The organism is Corallococcus sp. AB038B, assembly GCF_003668955.1.
In the GTDB taxonomy this organism is placed as follows: domain Bacteria; phylum Myxococcota; class Myxococcia; order Myxococcales; family Myxococcaceae; genus Corallococcus; species Corallococcus exiguus.
The window spans coordinates 108,838-124,799 of the sequence record NZ_RAWO01000011.1; the positions used below are offsets into that span (position 1 = coordinate 108,838).

At 68.6% G+C, this 15,962-nt stretch carries 16 protein-coding genes and 1 tRNA gene; 6 read left to right on the forward strand and 11 right to left on the reverse strand.

Annotation, left to right across the window (positions count from 1 at the left end):
- The first annotated feature begins 60 nt into the window (after positions 1-60).
- Positions 61-1,341, forward strand: a complete 1,281-nt coding sequence (locus D7Y04_RS32180; protein ID WP_120596631.1) for an amidohydrolase family protein — start codon at positions 61-63, stop codon at positions 1,339-1,341.
- On the opposite strand, the gene D7Y04_RS32185 is transcribed toward D7Y04_RS32180, so the two are convergent.
- The 3 genes from D7Y04_RS32185 to D7Y04_RS32195 form a co-directional block, all read right to left on the reverse strand.
- Positions 1,283-1,867 carry an insulinase family protein gene (locus D7Y04_RS32185; protein ID WP_121761753.1) on the reverse strand — a complete coding sequence of 195 codons (585 nt, stop codon included), beginning with the start codon at positions 1,865-1,867 and terminating at the stop codon, positions 1,283-1,285. The genes D7Y04_RS32180 and D7Y04_RS32185 overlap by 59 nt on opposite strands.
- Before the next feature lie 70 nt (positions 1,868-1,937).
- Positions 1,938-2,198 (reverse strand): hypothetical protein, encoded by a 261-nt coding sequence (locus D7Y04_RS32190; RefSeq protein WP_121761754.1) that lies wholly within the window; start codon positions 2,196-2,198, stop codon positions 1,938-1,940.
- A complete protein-coding gene (locus D7Y04_RS32195; protein WP_121761755.1) occupies positions 2,195-3,337 on the reverse strand; it encodes a hypothetical protein in 1,143 nt (380 codons plus the stop codon). The genes D7Y04_RS32190 and D7Y04_RS32195 overlap by 4 nt, the downstream gene beginning before the upstream one ends.
- A gap of 151 nt (positions 3,338-3,488) precedes the next feature.
- On the opposite strand from D7Y04_RS32195, the gene D7Y04_RS32200 reads away from it, so the two are divergent.
- Both D7Y04_RS32200 and D7Y04_RS32205 read left to right on the forward strand, forming a co-directional pair.
- A complete protein-coding gene (locus D7Y04_RS32200) occupies positions 3,489-4,517 on the forward strand; it encodes a hypothetical protein (protein WP_147477232.1) in 1,029 nt (342 codons plus the stop codon).
- Positions 4,518-4,559: 42 nt separating this feature from the next.
- Positions 4,560-5,567, forward strand: coding sequence for a hypothetical protein (locus D7Y04_RS32205; protein WP_120596642.1), 1,008 nt, complete (start codon positions 4,560-4,562; stop codon positions 5,565-5,567).
- Here D7Y04_RS32205 and D7Y04_RS32210 read toward each other — a convergent pair.
- The 4 genes from D7Y04_RS32210 to D7Y04_RS32220 form a co-directional block, all read right to left on the reverse strand.
- Positions 5,561-5,974, reverse strand: a complete 414-nt coding sequence (locus D7Y04_RS32210) for a peptidase inhibitor family I36 protein (RefSeq protein WP_158627618.1) — start codon at positions 5,972-5,974, stop codon at positions 5,561-5,563. The two genes, D7Y04_RS32205 and D7Y04_RS32210, sit on opposite strands and share 7 nt — an antisense overlap.
- A gap of 130 nt (positions 5,975-6,104) precedes the next feature.
- Positions 6,105-6,205 (reverse strand) — tRNA-Glu (locus tag D7Y04_RS44610).
- Positions 6,197-7,453 carry a hypothetical protein gene (locus D7Y04_RS32215; RefSeq protein ID WP_121761758.1) on the reverse strand — a complete coding sequence of 419 codons (1,257 nt, stop codon included), beginning with the start codon at positions 7,451-7,453 and terminating at the stop codon, positions 6,197-6,199. Before D7Y04_RS32215 ends, D7Y04_RS44610 begins: the two co-directional genes overlap by 9 nt.
- A gap of 205 nt (positions 7,454-7,658) precedes the next feature.
- Positions 7,659-9,638, reverse strand: coding sequence for a putative metal-binding motif-containing protein (locus tag D7Y04_RS32220; RefSeq protein WP_121761759.1), 1,980 nt, complete (start codon positions 9,636-9,638; stop codon positions 7,659-7,661).
- Positions 9,639-10,016: 378 nt separating this feature from the next.
- On the opposite strand from D7Y04_RS32220, the gene D7Y04_RS32225 reads away from it, so the two are divergent.
- The 3 genes from D7Y04_RS32225 to D7Y04_RS32235 all read left to right on the forward strand — a co-directional run bounded on the left by D7Y04_RS32225 (position 10,017) and on the right by D7Y04_RS32235 (position 11,566).
- Positions 10,017-10,889 carry a DMT family transporter gene (locus tag D7Y04_RS32225; RefSeq protein ID WP_121761760.1) on the forward strand — a complete coding sequence of 291 codons (873 nt, stop codon included), beginning with the start codon at positions 10,017-10,019 and terminating at the stop codon, positions 10,887-10,889.
- Between the two features lie 125 nt (positions 10,890-11,014).
- The gene (locus tag D7Y04_RS32230) at positions 11,015-11,275 is read left to right on the forward strand and encodes a hypothetical protein (RefSeq protein ID WP_120596622.1); all 261 of its coding nucleotides are present in this window, start codon (positions 11,015-11,017) and stop codon (positions 11,273-11,275) included.
- A gap of 27 nt (positions 11,276-11,302) precedes the next feature.
- Positions 11,303-11,566 (forward strand): hypothetical protein, encoded by a 264-nt coding sequence (locus tag D7Y04_RS32235; RefSeq protein ID WP_121761761.1) that lies wholly within the window; start codon positions 11,303-11,305, stop codon positions 11,564-11,566.
- A gap of 51 nt (positions 11,567-11,617) precedes the next feature.
- On the opposite strand, the gene D7Y04_RS32240 is transcribed toward D7Y04_RS32235, so the two are convergent.
- From D7Y04_RS32240 to D7Y04_RS32255, 4 genes are all read right to left on the reverse strand, one after another.
- Complete coding sequence (locus D7Y04_RS32240; protein ID WP_121761762.1) at positions 11,618-12,511, reverse strand: sigma-70 family RNA polymerase sigma factor; 894 nt, start codon at positions 12,509-12,511, stop codon at positions 11,618-11,620.
- Positions 12,508-12,690, reverse strand: a complete 183-nt coding sequence (locus tag D7Y04_RS32245) for a hypothetical protein (RefSeq protein WP_121761763.1) — start codon at positions 12,688-12,690, stop codon at positions 12,508-12,510. Before D7Y04_RS32245 ends, D7Y04_RS32240 begins: the two co-directional genes overlap by 4 nt.
- Positions 12,691-12,804: 114 nt before the next feature.
- Positions 12,805-13,563, reverse strand: coding sequence for a hypothetical protein (locus D7Y04_RS32250; protein ID WP_120594913.1), 759 nt, complete (start codon positions 13,561-13,563; stop codon positions 12,805-12,807).
- A 176-nt stretch (positions 13,564-13,739) separates the two neighbouring features.
- Positions 13,740-15,677: a glycoside hydrolase family 15 protein gene (locus D7Y04_RS32255; RefSeq protein ID WP_120594914.1), complete on the reverse strand. Its 1,938-nt coding sequence runs from the start codon at positions 15,675-15,677 to the stop codon at positions 13,740-13,742.
- Positions 15,678-15,962 lie beyond the last annotated feature (285 nt).

The window sequence follows — 15,962 nt, forward strand, 5'->3', positions numbered from 1 at the left end:
AACCTGCCCCACAAACCCGATGGCCCCTGACGGTGCGACGCGCGCAGACTGCGCCCCCACATGCGCGCCCTGCTCTTCGCCACCGTCCTGTCCGCGGTCCTCGGCTCCGCGTCCGCGCGGGCCCAGGCCCCTGCCCGTTCCTACGTGCTGCGCCCCGCGCGCGTCTTCGACGGCACCACCGCCAAGCCCCACTCGGGCTGGGTGGTGGTCGTCACCGGCGAGCGCATCGTCGCGGCGGGACCGTCCCAGGGGGTGAAGGCGCCGGAGGGTGCGGAGGTCATCGACCTGCCCGGCGCGACGCTGCTGCCCGGCCTCATCGAGGGCCACTCGCACCTGTTCCTGCATCCGTACAACGAGGCGACCTGGAACGACCAGGTGCTCAAGGAGTCCCTGGCGCTGCGCGTGGCGCGGGCCACCAACCACGCGAAGGCGACGCTGATGGCGGGCTTCACCACCACGCGCGACCTGGGCACGGAGGGCGCGGCGGACGCGGACGTGGGCCTCAAGCAGGCCATCGACCAGGGCATCATCCCGGGCCCGCGCATGGTCGTCACCACGCGCGCGCTGGTGGCCACCGGCAGCTACGGCCCCAAGGGCTTCGCGTCCGAATGGACGGTGCCCCAGGGCGCGGAGGAGGCGGACGGCGTGGACGGCCTCACGCGCGCGGTGCGCGGGCAGATGGGGCTCGGCGCGGATTGGATCAAGGTCTACGGCGACTACCGCTGGGGCCCGCGCGGCGAGGCGCTCCCCACCTTCTCCCAGGAGGAGATGCGCCTCATCGTGGAGACGGCGAAGAGCGGCGGGCGTCCGGTGGCCGTGCACGCCAGCACGCCGGAGGGCATGAAGCGCGCGGTGCTCGCCGGTGCGGAGAGCATCGAGCACGGTGACGCCGGCACGCCGGAGGTCTGGAAGCTGATGGCCCAGCGAGGCGTGTTCCTGTGCCCCACGCTGGCGGCGGGCGACGCCATGCTCCAGTACCGCGGCTGGAAGCGCGGCGTGGACCCGGAGCCCGAGTCCTCGAAGAAGAAGCGCGAGGGCCTCAAGGCCGCGCTGGCGGCGGGCGTGCCCCTGTGCGTGGGTGGGGACTCGGGCGTCTTCACGCACGGGGAGAACGCGCGCGAACTGGAACTGCTGGTGGCCAGCGGCGTGACTCCCGCGCAGGCGCTCCAGGCGGCCACCTCCGGCAACGCGCGCATGCTGCATTGGGAGGACCGCGTCGGGCAGGTGAAGGCCGGGCTCTTCGCGGACCTGGTCGCCGTGGAGGGCGACCCCACGCAGGACATCAGCGCCGTGCGCCAGGTGCGGCTGGTGATGAAGGGCGGCACGCTGTACCGGCGCTGAAAGCCAGGCTCAGAGCGGCGTGCTCACGATGCGCACGGAGCGCTCCTCCACGAAGTACCGGCGAACGAAGTCCTTGATCACCGCGGGCGTGAGCGGAGGCGGCGGACATGCTGGAGAAGAGGGCCCCTTCAATCTGGCTGCCCAGCAGCGAGTCCTTGAAGTGGTACGTGCTCTCCGTCTGGATGATGCCCAGCTCGCGCTCCAGCCGCTTGCCGCCGGGGAGCATGGGACTGGTCACCATGCGCAGCATGTCCCTGGCCAACGGGACGAACGCGCTCGCGGGAGCATCCAGCATGTACACGGTGGCATTCGACATCGTGTGGGCATTCAGCATGCTGCCGGCCGCCTCCACGCGCGCGCGCAGCTCCGGGCCCGCCAGGTCCTGGCTGCCGTGGAACACCAGGTGCTCCACCAGGTGCGCCAGGCCCTCCTTGCCCGGCGGATCATGCGAGGCGCCGGAGCGCACCACCACGCGCAGCGACGCGGGCTGGGGCACCAGCAGCAGCTCTGTCCCATCCAGCAGCATCTCGGAGTGTGATGGCCACCAACGCCGAGGGGCTGCGAATCTCGCTGGAGATGAGCCGGGCGAAGGACTCCTATTCCCGCTGTGACGTGACGCTCACCTTCGAGCTGCTCTGAAGCGCGGCGTCCACCAGCCCCGCCAGCAGCAGCACCGGCGCCACCAGCACCGCGCCGAACCAGGCCAGCGCGTAGAGGACTCCAAAGCCCATGCTCCAGGGGCCGCCCACGACGGTCCCGGACAGCACGCCCACGGACTCGCTACCTCCGCCCAGGTGCAGCGCCAGGAAGAGCGCGCCGATGCCCAGCGCGGCCATGACGAACGGGTGTCGCCTCATCGGTGTGCCTCCAGGTGCGGCGCCCGCGCGAGGCGCCAGAGGGGTCCTTCGACGAGCGCGTACAGCAGCACCGCGTCCGCGAGCGGATTGCCCGCCGCGAAGCGCAAGCCGGTGTCGTCGTGCACCGGGAACGCCGCGAAGTGGAGGCTGGTGAGCAGCCCATCCAGCGCCTCTTCGTCGTCGAACGCCGCCGCGCCCACGAGCGCCAGCCCGCTGGAGCCCGCGTTCGCGTTCACCCACGGAATCGTGGGCCCGGAGTCGATGTCCTGCACCGCGGCCTCCTCCGCGGGCCACTCCCCCGCCCACGCGAAGCCCAGCGCCTGCCCCAGGAGCGCGGCGCGGGCCCGCTGGTACTGGTCGCTCGCGAAGTCCGCGTCCACCACCTGGAGCATGTGCGCCGCGAGCCACAGCGTGGAGCCCTCCGGCCCGTCCTTCGTCACGCCGTCGTAGGTGAAGCTCGACACGAGCAAACCTGTCCGACTGTCGGACAGGTTTTCCCGCGCGGAGGCCACCCACCGGCGCAGGAGCGCGCCATGGTCCCGCCCGTCCACCCTGTCCGACAGGCGCAGCGCCGCGAGCGCCAACGTGTTGCAGAAGGTCCAGCCCTCGTCCGGGTAGCTCTCCGCCGCGAGCACCGGCGCGCGCTCCAGCTGTCCGGCGATGAGGTCCACGCGCTCGCGCAAGAGCGGCGCGTAATCCGCGCGCTTCTCCACCATCTGGCGCGCGGCGAGCATCAATGCCAGCTCACCGTCCACGAAGAGGCTGCGCCCGGCCGGGTCCTTGAAAGGGCCCGCGTGCACGTAGGGCAGGAAGAAGGCCTCATGCGCCCGCCGTTCGTCTCGCAGCGTCCGGGCGATGAGCACGTCCACCACGGCCAGGTGCTCCGCCTTTCGCGCGGGCTCCGACAACGCGAGGTTCGCGAACGACAGCACGGAGAAGGTGCGCACCATCAGGTCCCACTCCGGGTTCGTGCGGTGGAGCACGTCGCGCTCCGCGCTCGATTCCTGGAGCGAGAACGTGCGTTGGCGAAGGGCCAGCGCCGCGGTCAGCGCTTCCCGGTCGCGGGGCCGGAACAGGAGGTGGAGCGCCGGCAGCCACACCGCCACGGCCAGCACCAGCAGCACGAGTTTGCGTCGCATGCCCGGCAGTATTGGCCGAGGACCGGACCGCATCCTGGATCCGCGGGCCAGACGGTCGGCCCCGCTCGCTGAACGGTCGCGGCCCCGCCTGAACCGGCGCATCCAGGGAGCGTCATGTCCCAACCCGCCGGGCCCACGTGTCTCAAGGGCCATGAAGACACCTGGATGGACGGCACTGACGATTGGAGTGTTCCTGGGAGGCTTTGGCCTGCTGAAGCCCCCTTCGGCGGAGGCGTGCGGACGCCCCCTGTGCACGGTGGAGGGCAGCCGCATTCCCCTGCCCCCGGACGCGGTCGTCCCGGCGAATGTGCCCGCCCTGGTGGTGGTGCCTCCCGCCTATGAGTGGGTGGACGAGCAGAGCCTGCGCTTGCGAACAGAGGCAGGCGTGGACGTGGAGGCACGCCTCATCAAGGGCCCCGGAAACAGCGGCGTCCTCGCCCCAACGGCCCCGCTCGTTGCCGAAACGCGCTACCACCTGGAGGGAACCGTCCCTTGCAGTGGCGGCGGTGGTGGGCATCCGTTCGTCGCGATGGCGGACTTCACCGCGGGCCCGGAGGCCGCGCTGCCCACGACGACCGGCGTGCTTCGGGCGGGAGCCGGGCAGCTTGGGCAGTTCAAGGTCTGGGACGGCAGCGCGTCGTGCGCGTCGGGCTACATCGGTGGCTGGGTGACGCTGGAATTCACTCCCGCTCCCGAGCTGATGCCCTTCCTGCCGTGGGTGCGCTGGACGCTGGAGGTGGATGGACAGCCGTGGGCCACGGCCCCGCACGGTGCGGTGGATGCCAGCGGCGGTGTCATCCCCGCGGATGGATTCAGGACGATGCGGGACCTGCTGACCGTCTACACGCTCTGTGGCTACGAGTCCCCCGGGATGCCGCCTTCGGCCGAGGGCATCGAGCCCGGAGAGCACACGGCCACGCTGCGCCCGGTGCTCGAACAGGCGGGGACGGTGCTGCCCGTGCTGGAGACCACCTTCGAGGTGAACTGTCCTCACTTTGGCTCCGACGGCGGCTACACCGAGCCCATCCCCGACGCCGGTACCGGCACCGTCACCGACCCGGATGACAACCTCACGCCGAAGGCCAAGGGATGCTCGCAGGCGGGCGGAGGCCTCGCGGCGTTCGGGCTCCTGGCCACGCTCCGGCTCTGGCGACGTGGGCCGCGCACGAATCGTCCCTGAGGCATGTCCCACGTTCTGGGGCTCCGGTGTCTGATGGAGCAAATGCACGGACACACTGGGACATGGGGCGCGGTGGGGATGTTCCTCCTGGGGCTGGGGGCGCTCGCGCCGCCTTCCGCGGAGGCATGCGTCGCGCCCAACTGCATGGTGGATGTCCGCTTCCCGCTCCCCGAGGACGGCGGAGCGGTTCCCGCGAACGTCCCCGGGCTGGTGGTGGTGCCGCCGCGCCTGGAGAACACGAACGTCTCCACCCTCCGGCTGCTCCAGTCGGACGGCACGCCGGTGCCTTTCACGCTGGCGAATGGCGGCCGTAGGACGCACGTCGTGGTCCCGAAGGCGCCGCTCGTGCCGGGCACGCAGTACCGCATCGAGGCGAAGGGCCTCTGCCAGTACCAGGAGACGCAGACGCAGTCCGCGACCTTCACCGCGGGCCCGGAGCTGCCCTTGCCCACGACCCTGGGCACGCTGAGCGTGGACACGCCGAGCCGGGGGGTGTTCCCGGTGTTCGGAGACTCGAACTGCGGAAGCCCGCAGGAAGGCGACGCCACCACGCTGCGCTTCACCCCATCACCGGAGCTGGTGCCGTTCCTGCCCTGGGTGCACTGGGCGGTGGAGGTGGACGGACAGCCCTGGTCATTCGCCAATCACCACGGGTTGACCTCGACGGGCGAGGACAACCCGGACAGCCACAAGTACGAATACAACCGGCAGCTGCTGTTCCTCTACACGGTCTGCACGACGTACAACCCGCCGCCGCCCGGCCTGGGCCTCACGCCCGGAAGCCATCGCGCCACGCTGCTGGGAACGCTGGAGCACGCGGACATCACGCTGCCGCCGCTGAGCGTGGACTTCGAACTCCGCTGCGCCACGTCCTGCATGTCCGGTGGCTGCGCCGACGGGGGCACCGACGTGGTCGAAGACCCCGAGGACGAGGAGCCCATCAAGAACCCATCCAAGAGCGGCTGCACCCAGGCGGGAGGAGGCCTGACGGTGCTGGGCCTCCTCGCCACGCTGCGGCTCTGGCGCGGCCGCAAGGCCGGTGCTCAGTAGACCCAGACGCTCTTGGGCGCGAAGGTCAGGGGGCTGACCCACTCGCCGGGGCCAATGGGATGGGGGCCGCCAACGCAGTCCTCATTGAGGAACAGCGACGCGGTGTAGGGGCCGTTGTTGATGGCGGAAACGGCCCGGTCCTCCCAGCCGTGCTCGGGGAGGTTCACACAGGTCCCCGCGCCGCCAGGCGGCCAGGCCATGACGTTCCACACCGCACCGGTGAAGTCAGGCCCGTCGAACAGGCAGAGGACACCGGAGAAGGGACACGGATTGTCTTCCTCTGCCGCCGCGTCCGCGGGAGCCAGCACGGCCGCCGCGGAGAGCGCGAGCGTCACCGCGGCCCCCAGGCCCCAAAGGGTGGAACGCTTGAAGCCGTCATTCTGCCGCCGGAATGCCTGCCAATTCATTTCAATGGCTCCCTTGCCCGGATGAACGCGCACTGCCCCGCGATGGTAGGGCATTGCATTGAATTGGCAGACGTGTAAATCCGGAAAAACAGCGCGTTCATTATATAGTGAACGCAAGCAGGAAGAAGCGCTCCAGGGGCAGGGCTCGAACCTGCGTCCAGCCGGATGAGAGCCGACTGCTCTCCCCCTGGCGTGCGAAGGCGGCAGCCTTCCGCACCGGAGCTACTTGGACGGTGTCTGGGACGCGGGAGCTTCCCCGGTCACCCGCAGGGCGAGCGCGGCGAAGGTGGCGATGACCGACCAGTAGAGGAAGCGGAAGTCGCAGCCGATGCTGATGACCAGGTAGCTCAGTCCGTAGCCCAGGCCCGACAGCGCGGTGAAGAACGCGAGCGGCCGGCGTCTCACGTCGAAGAGCGAGAGCAGGGTCAGCACGGTGAGCGCCCCCAGCCAGGCCCAGCCCCGGAACAGCAGGGAATTTTTCACGAGGTCCGCGCCGCTCCGCAGCCACTGGTGCAGCATGCCCTGATCCGGCAGCTGGAACCCCCAGGGGTTGGGTTGGATGCGCACCTGGAAGGGGAAGAACACCGGCCCCTCGAAGGCACCGATGAGGCGCCGGAAGGTCTCCCAACGGTGGTGCGCGTACGCGACGGGCTGCGCTCGGACGACGCGGGTCCATTCGCGCACCAGCACGTCGCGCCGGCCGGGCAGGCTTTCAAGGAGGACGGGCCGAGCATCCGGCGAACCCAACAGGAGGGACCCGACGTGGAAGGGCGAGTAGCTGCGCGCCAGCTCCGGGGCGGAGATGTCCTGCTCCAGGGTGGAACCCGGGAACAGCTCGGGATGCGCCACGTAGATGCCCGCGAGGTCGAAGACGAAGAGCTGGCCCGCGGCCCAACCCTTGCTGGCGCCCAACGCGCGGTTGATCAGAGACGGCGTGAGGGCGAGTCCGGCCACGAGGACCGCGAGCACCAGGGCCCGCAGCGGCCAGCGCCATCTCGGGCGCGACAGCTGGGCCATCACGGGAATGGCCAGGGGCAGGGCCGCGACGAGCGCGTTGTGACGGAACGCCGTGCCCGCCATCAGCAGCACCAGCGCCAGGAGAGGACGGCGGCACTTGAGCGCGGCCACCGCGCCGAGCAGCACCGCGGCGGCCATCACGTCCTTCCAGAGGATGACCGCGAGCGCCCAGACGGTCGGCACGACCAGGAAGGCTCCGAGGATGAACAGGCCCCTGCGTCGCATGCGCCCATCGGGAGAACGCACCAGCAGCGCCATGCTCCCCGCCAGCAAGAGGAGTTGCCCCACGAGGATCAGCCACGGAGAACCCACCAGCCTCCCGCTGAGGCCCAGCAGCAACGAACCGAGAGGCGGGTGGACGTCATCGAAAACGCCGCGGAGGCCCTGCGCGTACTGGTCGATGGTGTCGACCGACATCAGCCCCGGCTGGAAGGCTGCGTACAGCACGACCACCCAGAGCACGACACCGAGGCGAAGGACCGTGTCCCGCCACGCCGCCGTCGGTGGGGCGGCGTCCCGCGATGAGGCGTGAGCCGGTGATGAGGAGCGAACCGAGGGTTGGGACAAGAGCGTCGACCTGCCAGTGCTGGAGCGTTCCCGTACAATGAGCCCCGGGGAAAAGCGCGTCGATGGAGTCGGCGCGCTTTTCCAGCCGGTTTCGGTTGGCTCAGGGAGGCGTCGGCGCGGGTGCCGTGAAGTTCACAATGGTGCTGCCGTCGCCCGCCGCGGCAAAACGCGTGGGCTTGGGTCCGTCCAGAGACCTCAATGTCTGCGCTGCGGTGTGCTCGGTGCTCCAGGCACTGCCATTGAAGAACGCAATCGTGTTCGCGGTCGTCACCACATAGATGCCATTCTTGCTGAAGGAGAGCACGTCCAGGATATCCGGGACACCCGGCGCACCATTGGGAATCGGGAGCTGCGGCAGGGCATTCCAGCCTGCTCCGCCGGTCCACTCGTAGACCCGCCCATTGTCGCCCGCTGCGTATGCGTAATGAGCGTTCAGGACATGCACCCCTCGCATGAAGGATGTATCCGAAGCCCCCAGAGACTCAGCCGCCCATGTGGTTCCTGTCGAGTTGGCACGATAGGCCTGTGCCGTGAGGCCCGTGTTCGCATTGCCTACCGCTATAAGCGAATCCACTGACTTCAAGCCTCCAATCGCACGGAGGTTCGCGGGGACCTGCGCGATCTCAACCAAATTGCCTGCTTCATTATAGGGCGGAGCCCAGCGGTAGATCCTTCCGTTGCTCGCGACCGCGAAGATCGTGGCACCGGCCGCGGCGTCATCAATCCCAAAGACGCCATTGAAGTCCGTATTGTTCTTGTCGGTCTCCACCTGCGGCGTGAAACACGCTTCATTCCCTGCGAGAGTCCGAGTCGACAGCCACCCGTCCTCTCCGACAACGAAGACTCGACCATCCTGGGCGGCCCAGGCCGCATTCCAGGACTTCCGACAAGAACCATCCGTGAACTCCTTGATGCCAGGGCTCGAACTATCCAGATGAGCGAGCTTGTTCGGGCCCGCGATCCATCCCTTCTGCCCCTGGTCGTAAAGGGCAATGGAATTCAGCCTATCCGTGGGTCCGAGAACCCCTGCGTCGGTGCCCCAATCGGGGACAGTGCATCCCTCGTCCACGACGCCGGAGCAGTTGTTGTCCAGCCGGTCGCAGACCTCCGGCAGCTCATTCCGGACGTAGATTGAGCTCTCATCGCAGTCCTGGGATTGGGGAACACCGCCATCCACGGGAGACTCACAGCCCAGCCCTGCGTCCTGCCCCTTGAACCCGTCGCCGTCGCTGTCCACGAACCAAGCCACCGGATTCTCACTCGGGAGCCGCACACAGGTCGTCTGGCTCGGGGTAGAGGCACACGCATTCTTGCCCGCGCACTTGAGCTCATCCGTGCAAGGACCGTCGACGTCGAAAACCTCGTCGGTCATGTCATTGCAGTTGTCATCCTTGCCGTCGCAGCGGAACTCATCCCGATTCGGTCTGACCAGTGCGTCGCTGTCGTTGCAGTCGCCGCCGGTAGCCACGGTCCCAGCAGGCTGGACACAAGCCTCCACCCGGGTGCTTCCGTAGCCGTCGCTATCCACATCCTCGTACCAGGTCTTCTTGTCGATCGCGTCCGACTCCCCAAGGGTGCAGTTGTCATCCTTTCCGTTGCACACCTCCTCGGCGCTGGGGTGCACGGAGGGATCCCCATCCTTGCAGTCCGAGCCTGTGACGACACCCTCGGCGTCTTCGCTGCTGAAGTAGCCGTCCCCATCCGCATCGTTGGCCCGCACGACGAAGGCCACGTCCAGCGAGCCCTCCACGGGAACCTGCGCCTTCTTCTCCTGCGGGATGCCCAGCGCGGGGGTCGAACAGTCGACCTCATGAAGCTGCGTCGTCACGCTCAGCACGCGGCCCCAGTCCTTCTTCCGGTACACCGCCACCGACACGCTGCCTGGCGTATTACCGGGGATCGCCACGTTGAGGCTGTTCGTGTTCGCCGCGTTGTCCACGTCCGTGGCGGTCACCGTGACGCATCCGCGCGCGAAGCCGCTGTAGGCGAGGGTGACGTTCAGCGCTCCGGCCTTCGAGTCGTCCTTCTTGCACCCCGCCAACACGGAGGCACACAGCACTGCCATCAGGATTAAACGCATGGGGCGGCATTTTCGGGCGCCCCCCTGACTCGGGCAAGACGCATCGGAGAGAAAACACACCTACACGCACCCCAACGTGCGGAGGAGTGCTTCAAGCCCGGTGCCACGGGATGTTTCCACCCTCCCGGGCGACGGCATGCCCTTCACTGCCGACGGGCGCCATCTTCCCGTCACCCAAGAAGTCGAGGCGCGCCGGGTGATCGAAGGGCCGAGGAAGGGTGCAGGCAAGCAGCGGCTCGCGCGTCCCACCGAGGCCGAGGCGAAGCGCGGGTGACGAACGTGAAGGAGGCCAGCGCGGGTTGACAGAAACACTTCAGCCACGACGTGATGCCCGGGGGACATGACGCGCGTCACGCGGCCCGCTATGTCCGATGCTGCGTGAGCACTCCCCTCCTCACCCTGCTTGCCCTCCTAGGCTTCGCCGCGAACTCGCTGCTGTGCCGCGCTGCCCTCTCGGGTGGCGCGGCGCGCAGCATCGACGCGGGCTCGTTCACGCTGGTGCGGCTTGCGTCGGGAGCGTTGGTGCTCGCGCTGCTGCTGCGACTCCGGCGGGGCGGCGTCAAGGCGACGGAGCATGGGAGCTGGGCCTCGGCGCTCGCGCTCTTCGTGTATGCGGCCGGATTCAGCTTCGCGTACGTGCGAATCGGGGCGGGCGTGGGCGCCCTGCTGCTCTTCGGCGGCGTGCAGCTCACCATGCTCGCGGCGGGGCTCGCGCGCGGTGAGCGGCCGCGTGCGCTCGAGTGGTCGGGGCTCGCGGTGGCACTCGCAGGGCTCGCGGGGCTCACGCTTCCTGGAGCGAGCGCGCCGGATGCGCTCGGCGCGGGGCTCATGGCCGCGGCGGGCGTGGCGTGGGGCATCTACAGCCTGCGAGGGCGTGGGAGCACGGACCCTCTCGCGGCAACGGCTGGCAACTTCGTGCGCGGCGTGCCGCTGGCCCTGGCACTCGCGATGCTCGCCCGCGCGCTGGACGCGGCCCCACACCCGTCGCCGAAGGGGCTGCTGCTCGCCGTCACCTCAGGCGCGCTCGCCTCGGGCGTGGGCTACAGCCTTTGGTACGCAGCGCTGCCCCGCCTGAGCAGCGCGCGCGCAGCGGTGGTGCAACTGTGCGTCCCGGTCATCGCGGCGGTGGGCGCGGTGCTGCTGCTCGGAGAGCCCCTCACCCAGCGGCTGCTCCTGGGTGGCACCGCGCTGCTCGCGGGCGTTCTGCTCAGCCTGCGTGCGAAGCAGCGTCCTATCGCAGCCAAACACTGACGGGCACTCCGCGGAGACCGCTCCGTGCGTAGCTTTTCAGTGTCATCGCGGCTTTCCATGTAAACCTTGACCAACCCTTTCGTCCGCTGTTGCATCAGCACCTCACCAGCGAAAAGGAGCGTCACATGTTGCTTCGTGGATTCGCGATGTTCGCCGTCGTCTCCATCTTCGGAATGGGCTGTGGTGGCGCGGAAGTAACGGACGGTGCCGAGAGCGATATGCAGGCCGGTCAGGTCTCCGCCGAACTCGCCACCAGCTGTGAGACGCTCCAGACCCGCCGCTGTAATCCGGGCTCGGAGACGAGCTGCCAGTGGGCCAATGGCACCTTTGGCGAGTGCTTCTGCCAGGAGATCCCCTTCAACAAGTGGGTCTGCTTGGGCAACTGAAGTTCCTTGCGAAAGGGGAATGGCATCATGTTTCTTCGTGGGCTCGCGATGGCCGCTGTCGTCTCTGTCTTTGGAATGGGCTGTGGTGGCACGGAAGTGACGGAGGGCGCCGAGAGCGAAGAATCGCTCGGCCAGGACTCCGCGGCGCTTGCCGACAGCTGTGAGACGCTCCAGACGCGTCCCTGTGTCTATGACACGTCGAACTTCTGTCAGTGGTCCAACGGCGCGCCGGGGGAGTGCTACTGCCAGGATGTCCCCTTCAACAAGTGGTTCTGCTGGGTCAACGACTGACGTCGTTGCCTCGACCGCCTCCTGCCGGCACCGTGCCGGCGGGAGGCGGGCTCACTCCATCAGCCGGTTCAGGCTCAAATCGAGCTGGCTGTTCACCAACCCCAGCAGGCTGTCCAGCGCGGCGTCGTCTGGCTTCAGCCGTCCGGCCAGCTCCGCGCGCAGGAGCTTGAGCAGCCGCTCGCGGGACTGGAGGACCCGGCGCGCCACGCCGGAGCGGGATTCGCCATACATCGTCGCGAGCCGGTCCATCGTGAAGCCATGCAGGTGGTGCAGCCTCAGCAGCGTGCGCTCTCGCGGGGGCAGGGCCTCCAGGACCTTGCGCAGCACGTCCACCAGCAGCTCGCGCAGGTCCTTGCGCAGCAGCTCGTGCTCCGGGTCCCCCGTGGACAGCAATTGAACGAGCGCCTCGGGGGGCTCGTCGAACAACTCCTGGCGCGCGTCCCGGGTCTTGAGCTGGCTGGCGATGCGCGCGGTGGAGATGACCACCCAGGCGAGCAGCGCTCCCCGGCCTGAGTACGTGAGGATCCTGGGCGGCTCACCGCCGGAGCCCATCAACAACTGCTCGCGCAGCAACTGGAGCGCTTCATCCACCTGGGTGCACGGCATGGAGACGAGCCGGGAGGGCACCTGCTGGAGCAGGTGCTGCTCGAAGGCGCGCAGGGCGGTGGGATGGCCCTCCCCACAGGCACACGCGAGGTACAGGTCCGCGGCATGGCACTCGCGCAGCACGGCCATCGCGCCCGTGTCCGGCAGGTGCAGCGCCAGATGCCGCAAGAACGACTCCGTCGAGAGCTCCACCGAGGGCCATGTGTTCCGCGCCACCGTCAGGTGTTCGCGCAGGAGCGCCTCCAGGTCTTCCCCTTCGTCCAGCTGCGCGCGTCGCTCCGCGGACACATGCGTGCGCAGCAGCGCGGCCAGGCCCCCTGCTTCCACGGGGCCACTCATCTGCGTGCCTCCCGTCGCTGCCAGGCGAGGACCTGCTCCAGGTCCTTGCGCGCCTTCACGCCCAGGCCCGACAGCTTGACGCGGGCCTCTTCCGCCAGGGCGGCGGGGCGCGGCGGCGCGGCGGGGGGCTGCGGCTTGATGAGGGTGGCGGCACTGCGGAAGGCGTCAACGGCTCTCATGTCCCTGCTCCTGGCTTCGACGTTGGGCGTCGAGGGGGTTCCAGAAGGGAGAGCCGTGCGTGCGCTACGCCGTCCCAGAAATGATTTTCCGGGGATTTTTCAGGGAGGAGGCGCTTAGAGAGCTTCGACCAGGAACGCGAACAACTCTGTGTATTCTGCGTAGCTGACGACCGTGTGCAGGAGTGCGTAGAGCGCGAAGCCGGCGTTTTCGCTTCCTTTGCAGAGAAATTCGCCGCAGTTCGGATCGAAGAAATAGAAGTCGGTGCTGAAGACACCTTCGGTCCGGTAGACCGTGATGGCATGGAAACGCCCGAGGCCCAGCACGTGCGTGCCCTGCCGCCGGAGTTTCTCTTTCACGAACTCCTGCGCTGCTTTGACACTCGCGAACGGCGGCACCCTCAGCGCCGCCGAGACCTTCACGTTGCTATCCTTCGCGAGTTCCAGCTGGGCCCTGGGAATCTTGACGCCGCCGATCGTGACGATCTGGTTACGCATCACGTCGTTCCAGGTCTCCCTGCCGACCCTGTACAGCGTGTCTCCTTCACCGAATCCCTGCTTGAAGAGAACTTGCCCTACCTCCATGGCCGCGATGCTCCGCGGAATCGTTTCTTCGACGACCTTCCTCTGCTTGGCGATGTAGACCCGCTGATTCACGATCAGGCCGCGCGCGGCCCTCGACAGCGCGGCGAGCCGCACGGCGGGAAACTCCTGAGGCACCCCAAAGGCTTCTTTCTCCGAGTCCAGGATCCGGCGGCACCAGGAGTAGCTGAGCGCGGCACAGAAGCCGCTGCGCTCCACGTCCCCCACGAAGTCGCCCTGATTGAAGGCGGTGCGGGATGCCGATTTTTTGATGACGTATTCAGGAAAGTCCACGCGCACGTCTCCCTGGCGGCGGGCCCCGAACCGGTCTGGTATTGGGAGCAACTCCAGTAGCGCCGCTGGATGAGCAGGTCTTGCGTTCGGCATTACACAGAGCCAGCAGGACGAATTCCAGTGTATTTTCAAAAATTCGGACTATTCTGACAATAACGAGAAGAAGGACACTGGGGTCACTCAATGGACGGCGGCTCGGGCTCCAGGAGGTGCGGGGGCTCTGACTGCCCTTCGTCTCGGAGCCTGAGCGCGCGGTCGATGCGCGCGGCGGCGCTGATGAGGCCGAGGTGGCTGAAGGCCTGTGGGAAGTTCCCCAACTGCTCGCGCGTCAGCGGGTGGATCTCCTCCGCCAGCAGTCCCAGGTGGTTCGACGCCTCCGCGTGCGCGACGAAGACGTCCTCGGCCTCTTGGATGCGATTGGCCAGCGCCAGCGCCTCCGCCAGCCAGAAGCCGCAGAGGATGAAGCCTCCCTCCGGCCCCCCTACCCCGTCATCCATCCGGTACCGGCGCAAGAACGGGCCCGCCCCCAGCTCCGCGCGCAGCCAGTCGAGCGTCCTCAGGATGAACGGATCCGTCCCCCGGAAGCAGCCCACGATGGGCAACTGCAGCAGCGCGGCGTCTGGCTCGTTCCCTCCGTAGACTCCGACGAAGTGCTTGCGCGCCGGATCCACGCCGTTGCGCAGGATGTCCGCCCGGATGACGTCCGCCAGGGCGGCACTGGACTGCTCCAGCGCCGTCTCCCCGAAGAGCCGTGCCAGGTGCTGCCCCCGGCGCAGGGCCAGCCACCCCATGAGCTTCGAGTGGACGTTGTGACGCATCTCCCTGCGCGGCTCCCAGATGCCGTGGTCGGGCTCGCTCCAGCGGCGGGCGGTGGCCTGGATGACTGAACGAAGCAGCCTCCAGGTGCGCAGCGGCAGCCGCCCGCCGGAGCGCTCGTAGAGGTACGCCGCGTCGAGCAGCGCGCCCGCGGTGTCGAACTGGAACTGGTCCCTCGCGTCGTTCCCCAGCCGCACCGGCCGCGAGCCCTGGAAGCCGCCCAGGAGGTCCAGCTCCCGCTCCGGCGGCACGGAGGCACCGTCCAGCGTGTACATCACCTGAAGCGCGTCACCGCGCTGCAACGTGTCGCGCACGAAGTAGAAGAACTCGCGCGACTCACTCTGGAAGCCGAGGAGGTTGGTGGCGCGCACCGCCATCGCGGAGTCGCGGACCCAGCTGAAGCGGTAGTCCCAGTTGCGAGGCCCTCCAATCCACTCGGGGAGCGAGGTGGTGGGCGCGGCCACCATCGCGCCCGTGGGGCCGTACATCAGCAGCTTCAGCGCCAGCGCGGAGCGCAGCACGTGGTGCCGCCACGGCCCTTCGTAGTGGAGCTGTTGCGCCCACTCGCGCCAGGCCTGGCGGGTATCCCGCAGGTGGTCGAAGGGCCGGTAGGCGGCCAGCGGCTCCGGCCGGTCGGAATCCCACGACAAAATCATCCAGCGCCGCTCGCCCGGCCCCATCCGGATGCGCGCCTGGAGGCCCATGTCTCCCCGGCAGGGTGAGCCGCGCAGCGCCTCGCAGGGCCGCCACTCCGCCTCCCCGCTGAGCACGGCGACCAGCCGCTCCCCTCCCGACCCGCGGGCGACCAGGCCGTGCTCCTCCCGCTCCACCCGCGTCCGAGACGCGCCGTAACCGAAGCGGGGGTCGAAGACGATGTTCAGCTCCACCGGGCCTTCCAGGCACTCGATGCGCCGGTGCACCTCGTGGACGGAGGAGCGCGGGTCGTTGGTCCACGGCATGTAGTCGATGATGCGGATGGCCCCCTTGCGCTCGAAGCGGAACAGCGTCTCCAGGACGTTGGTGTCCGGGTCGTAGCGCTGCAGGCTCTCGAAGGGCCACACGACGGGGGTGATGCCGGTGATGCCACCCCTCTCGTCATCCAGGATGCCGGCGAAGACGCTCGGGCTGTCGAAGCGGGGGAAGCAGAGCCAGTCGATGACGCCGTCCGGCCGGACAAGCGCGCAGGAGCATCCATCGCCAATCACCCCGCGGCCCGCCAGGGGGACCTCCCGGTAGGACGCCGGGTTGGTGAACCGGAAGGGGCGGGCCATCCGCCTGGCGGCGCTGTAGAGGTCCATGAGCAGGCGTGTCGCGGGGCAGGAGCGCGACCTCCCGCCCTCAAAGTAGCGACCCCCGCGACGACCGCACCCGGCAACCCACCCACGCAGGGGGCCCCCTCTGTCCCGCCCCGTGGACCCTTCCTGGAATCAACGGAGGGCCTGACCGCTCCCCGCCGCAGCGGTCCCTTCCGCCCGCACCTTCACGGTGGCGGGGGTCTCGAGTTGGCATCGAACTCGATGCGCGCCGAGACCTGAGCAGGGGGACGCGGACGGCCGCTGGCAGGGGTCGTCCGCGTTGGCGCG

Excerpts from the sequence above, each read along its gene's own strand:
- D7Y04_RS32180 (WP_120596631.1), top strand. The coding sequence starts at position 61 with ATGCGCGCCCTGCTCTTCGCCACCGTCCTGTCCGCGGTCCTCGGCTCC.
- D7Y04_RS32185 (WP_121761753.1), bottom strand. The coding sequence starts at position 1,867 with ATGCTGCTGGATGGGACAGAGCTGCTGCTGGTGCCCCAGCCCGCGTCG.
- D7Y04_RS32190 (WP_121761754.1), bottom strand. The coding sequence starts at position 2,198 with ATGAGGCGACACCCGTTCGTCATGGCCGCGCTGGGCATCGGCGCGCTC.
- D7Y04_RS32195 (WP_121761755.1), bottom strand. The coding sequence starts at position 3,337 with ATGCGACGCAAACTCGTGCTGCTGGTGCTGGCCGTGGCGGTGTGGCTG.
- D7Y04_RS32200 (WP_147477232.1), top strand. The coding sequence starts at position 3,489 with ATGAAGACACCTGGATGGACGGCACTGACGATTGGAGTGTTCCTGGGA.
- D7Y04_RS32205 (WP_120596642.1), top strand. The coding sequence starts at position 4,560 with ATGCACGGACACACTGGGACATGGGGCGCGGTGGGGATGTTCCTCCTG.
- D7Y04_RS32210 (WP_158627618.1), bottom strand. The coding sequence starts at position 5,974 with ATGAATTGGCAGGCATTCCGGCGGCAGAATGACGGCTTCAAGCGTTCC.
- D7Y04_RS32220 (WP_121761759.1), bottom strand. The coding sequence starts at position 9,638 with ATGCGTTTAATCCTGATGGCAGTGCTGTGTGCCTCCGTGTTGGCGGGG.
- D7Y04_RS32230 (WP_120596622.1), top strand. The coding sequence starts at position 11,015 with ATGTTGCTTCGTGGATTCGCGATGTTCGCCGTCGTCTCCATCTTCGGA.
- D7Y04_RS32235 (WP_121761761.1), top strand. The coding sequence starts at position 11,303 with ATGTTTCTTCGTGGGCTCGCGATGGCCGCTGTCGTCTCTGTCTTTGGA.
- D7Y04_RS32240 (WP_121761762.1), bottom strand. The coding sequence starts at position 12,511 with ATGAGTGGCCCCGTGGAAGCAGGGGGCCTGGCCGCGCTGCTGCGCACG.
- D7Y04_RS32245 (WP_121761763.1), bottom strand. The coding sequence starts at position 12,690 with ATGAGAGCCGTTGACGCCTTCCGCAGTGCCGCCACCCTCATCAAGCCG.
- D7Y04_RS32255 (WP_120594914.1), bottom strand. The coding sequence starts at position 15,677 with ATGGACCTCTACAGCGCCGCCAGGCGGATGGCCCGCCCCTTCCGGTTC.